Here is a 3,272-nt window from a genome sequence, read left to right as displayed (position 1 = left end):
GTTATAAAACCGGGGTTAAGGTATTTAAGGAATACCAGGCACCCAAAAATGCCGATGATTCATGTACTTCAACTGCCGGTCAAAAGCCATCAGGTTTTTGGTATTGCGATCTTCTTTTGGCTTAACTTCTCATTTATTTGGCAAAATAACCAACCAAATTTAATTTTTTATCAATTTATATTATATGTGTTTATCAGTGTTTTAAGTATGTTAGTATAAACTAATTGTTTATCTTAGACAAGATTATATTGAATTTAAGACCATATATGGGGTGTTTTGCCAAATAAAATTCTGTTAAGAATATTTTATATGATTAAAATATTGTAAATCAATTACTTAACTGATGATTGCTATTAAAAATTGCACAGTAGTAAGCTACTAGGATTAGAGGGGAGTGGCAATAAAATACTTGATAATGCTATGAGTAAAGCACTAAAAAATAAACCTACCTCTGAATAACTTATATAAATCAGTAATTATCCATATTATTAAAAGAATGGCAAGCCAAAAATCAATGGTTTGCCATTCTTTTTTATGTATAGCCAACTTGATAATAGGATTAAATAAGACCGCAAGCACTATACAACCGATTACAGCCGATATAACTTGTTTTTGCAAGTACAAATACGCTAACCATATAAAAAGCCCACACACGGCTATTCTCATTAGTTGATAATACCCATAGGACATCTTTGCCAATGCAATCAACAATAATATTGCTATCGCGGTTTTAATAACGGTCGGGCGGTGCTTCATTATCGGGTTCTATGTAAATGGCAGTGTCTATTTTAAAGCTGATTGCGTACATAGTGTCTTTGTAGTAAATCGTATCCTTCCCGTGTTTGGCAATAGGATTGTTATCCTCTGTACTTTCATGATCTGAAATATACCAAGCAATAGCGATAGCAAATACAACACCCATCCACAAACTGGAATAGTTTTTTTCAGGTTTATTAGCCATGACTTAAACTATTACTAATTTTTCGTCTATTGCTTTACTATCCCTGGATATAAAAGCGCAATTCATTTCACAAACAAAGAATAAAACTACAACATAAAGCAATGTTGATGTGATGTGTTTAAGTAGATTAGGTTTCATTTGTCGTATTGTGAGTAGTAAGCAGAGGTTTCAACTTTAACAAGTTATAAATCCCTATTGTCATTCATTATAAATTCGGAATATGTATCGCTTTTGTTTACCATAAAACATTTAACTCTATAGCTATAAATTCTTTCTTTGTGTGTAATAAGGTTTTCGTATTTAATTTCTCCAACGATGTATATCTTAAAAACACCCTCCCTTATAGCATAAAATGCATTTTCATCTATTTGGTATCCCCCAAAATACCTTTTTATTGGATTCTCTTTTATAACATAACTATTAACACCATGAATATCAGTCAAAACAGCACCCTTAAAATCAGGTTGAGTAGTATCTATTTTCATTGCAACCTTATCTTCAATAATTTTTACTGGAGTCTCTCTAAGATTAGAAACACTATAATTCAATCTTACTTCGGTTGTCCTTAAATTAATCTCATAAATATTTATTTGCAAAAAAGGTTGATTTTCATTCTCAAATCTAAGATTGCTATCTACCAGAGATTTTTGAGTAAGGCTATTATATCTTATGGCATAATAAAGCGCACATCCGGTAATTATCGCCAATCCTATATTTATAAAAAGACCCCAAATAGCTATTTTATTTCCTATAGTCCAATTATTTTTTTTGGGAACGCTTCCCGTTACATTAACAGCATTAGCATTTTCACAATTTGCATTATTATCATTTTGCTTTTCATTATCGGCACTTGGTGAATTTGTAATGGCATTGTTATTCCCATCTTCTCCAATTTTACTGAGAAGCTTCGGATGAATTTGTTCTTTTTGGGTATGGGATGCCTTGCTCTTTGCCATTTGTTATTTACTATAATGGTAAAATGGCTTTTATAATTGCCATATTAAATTTTGTTTAAGTGGATAGTATTAAAAATCATCTAATGAGGTACTTAAGTGTTTATTTTATTAAAACCGGAATAAAATTCTGTTTAGGATAGTTTAGGCATTATGTCGACCAAATAGGAACGATTAAGTAACCTTTTAACACTCAAAACACTATGAATCTAAAGTTAATTAAAAACTTTAACTTTGGTCTATAATGTATATAATTACCTTAAAAATTATACCTGTAATAGGCGTCTTTGAAGTCGGTACGCATTTCAATAAAACGGGCAGCTACCTTCTTTAAAAACTCTTCATCCAACAATTCAAAAACACTGTTAACGCCATCGGTCAGGTCCATTTCAGCTATTTTAAAACTTTGCTCCAGGGTGCCCTGTTCAATCTTTACAATAAACTTTTGGTTCATGTTCAGGATGGAGATCTTAAAATCGGGGTGCGGTAATTCGGCAACAATTCTCATATCTTAATTTTTAAACAGGTTATTTAAAGGGTCATTGCCATTCAGCGAGCCAAAGCTGGCAATGGGCTTAAACCGGGCAAATAGCTCTTCGCTGTACCAGTTTTCGCTTCGGGTAAGTTTTATTACTTCGGCATGCTCGCGGCTTTTGTAGGCAAAGTTTTTTACATCATCAATGCTCTGCCAAACAGAAAATGTGGCCTGGCGATATACCGGTGCTTCGCCTACGCCAAAGGAGGTAATATACCCCGCTGCACTGGTCATCAAACCCGCTACTTCATCTACATGGCTCCAAAAATTCCTTAGCCTGCTTATCCTGATCGTGGCCCGAGTAAGCACAGCAACCGGGCCTGTATAGTTTTGTATATCCGGCTTGCCAAAAGGTTCTTTACCATTCCATTTGCCATGACTTTGCAATGGCTGGCATAATATGGTATAACCTTCATGGCCTAATACCTTCCACCAGCTTGAAATAAAGGAGTGATTATAAAACCTGTCGAAATCTTCCCGGCTTTCCCAGCAGGCTAACAGGCCCCATTGTTGCCAGTCGGGCTGCAGGTCGAAGGTTCCATTCCGGCCCGAGCCAAGTAGCTTGTAAAATGTGCAGCCCTTTTGCATCAGCATGGGCAGGCGGTGTATTGCCATAGCCAGCAAGGCGAAGGGAATAAACAGCTTTCGGTACCGGATTATAGTTAAACTAACAAACATACACCTGCTAAATAAAAGATTAAATATGATATTATTGGTATCGAGGAGTTAGTATCAAGTAGTAAGTATCAAGTATCAAGACTTTTTCTTTTTATTGTCGGATAACTACAGGCGTCAAGACTGCTCTTGCCAAGGGTATATCGAC

The 3,272-nt window shown here is 35.0% G+C and carries 5 protein-coding genes; all 5 read right to left on the bottom strand.

The genetic code is table 11. The annotated features are described in order from the left end of the window. Window positions 1-432 precede the first annotated feature (432 nt). The 5 genes from AC1DPZ_RS24450 to AC1DPZ_RS24430 all read right to left on the bottom strand — a co-directional run bounded on the left by AC1DPZ_RS24450 (window position 433) and on the right by AC1DPZ_RS24430 (window position 3,127). Window positions 433-690: a DUF6804 family protein gene (locus AC1DPZ_RS24450; RefSeq protein ID WP_477408379.1), complete on the bottom strand. Its 258-nt coding sequence runs from the start codon at window positions 688-690 to the stop codon at window positions 433-435. A 40-nt stretch (window positions 691-730) separates the two neighbouring features. Beyond that, complete coding sequence (locus AC1DPZ_RS24445) at window positions 731-961, bottom strand: hypothetical protein (protein WP_477408377.1); 231 nt, start codon at window positions 959-961, stop codon at window positions 731-733. Window positions 962-1,143: 182 nt separating this feature from the next. Then, window positions 1,144-1,917, bottom strand: coding sequence for a hypothetical protein (locus tag AC1DPZ_RS24440; RefSeq protein ID WP_477408375.1), 774 nt, complete (start codon window positions 1,915-1,917; stop codon window positions 1,144-1,146). 256 nt (window positions 1,918-2,173) lie between these two features. Continuing rightward, window positions 2,174-2,422, bottom strand: a complete 249-nt coding sequence (locus AC1DPZ_RS24435) for a hypothetical protein (protein WP_477408373.1) — start codon at window positions 2,420-2,422, stop codon at window positions 2,174-2,176. 3 nt (window positions 2,423-2,425) lie between these two features. Beyond that, window positions 2,426-3,127 carry a DUF3291 domain-containing protein gene (locus AC1DPZ_RS24430; protein ID WP_477408371.1) on the bottom strand — a complete coding sequence of 234 codons (702 nt, stop codon included), beginning with the start codon at window positions 3,125-3,127 and terminating at the stop codon, window positions 2,426-2,428. Window positions 3,128-3,272: the final 145 nt, after the last annotated feature.

Source organism: Mucilaginibacter sp. P4_G9 (assembly GCF_056400985.1).
This window is presented reverse-complemented; position numbering and strand designations above follow the sequence as displayed.

Bases quoted from the DNA above. Each gene is read 5' to 3' on its own strand.
- AC1DPZ_RS24435 (WP_477408373.1), bottom strand. From the start codon at position 2,422: ATGAGAATTGTTGCCGAATTACCGCACCCCGATTTTAAGATCTCCATC.
- AC1DPZ_RS24440 (WP_477408375.1), bottom strand. From the start codon at position 1,917: ATGGCAAAGAGCAAGGCATCCCATACCCAAAAAGAACAAATTCATCCG.
- AC1DPZ_RS24445 (WP_477408377.1), bottom strand. From the start codon at position 961: ATGGCTAATAAACCTGAAAAAAACTATTCCAGTTTGTGGATGGGTGTT.
- AC1DPZ_RS24450 (WP_477408379.1), bottom strand. From the start codon at position 690: ATGTCCTATGGGTATTATCAACTAATGAGAATAGCCGTGTGTGGGCTT.
- AC1DPZ_RS24430 (WP_477408371.1), bottom strand. From the start codon at position 3,127: ATGTTTGTTAGTTTAACTATAATCCGGTACCGAAAGCTGTTTATTCCC.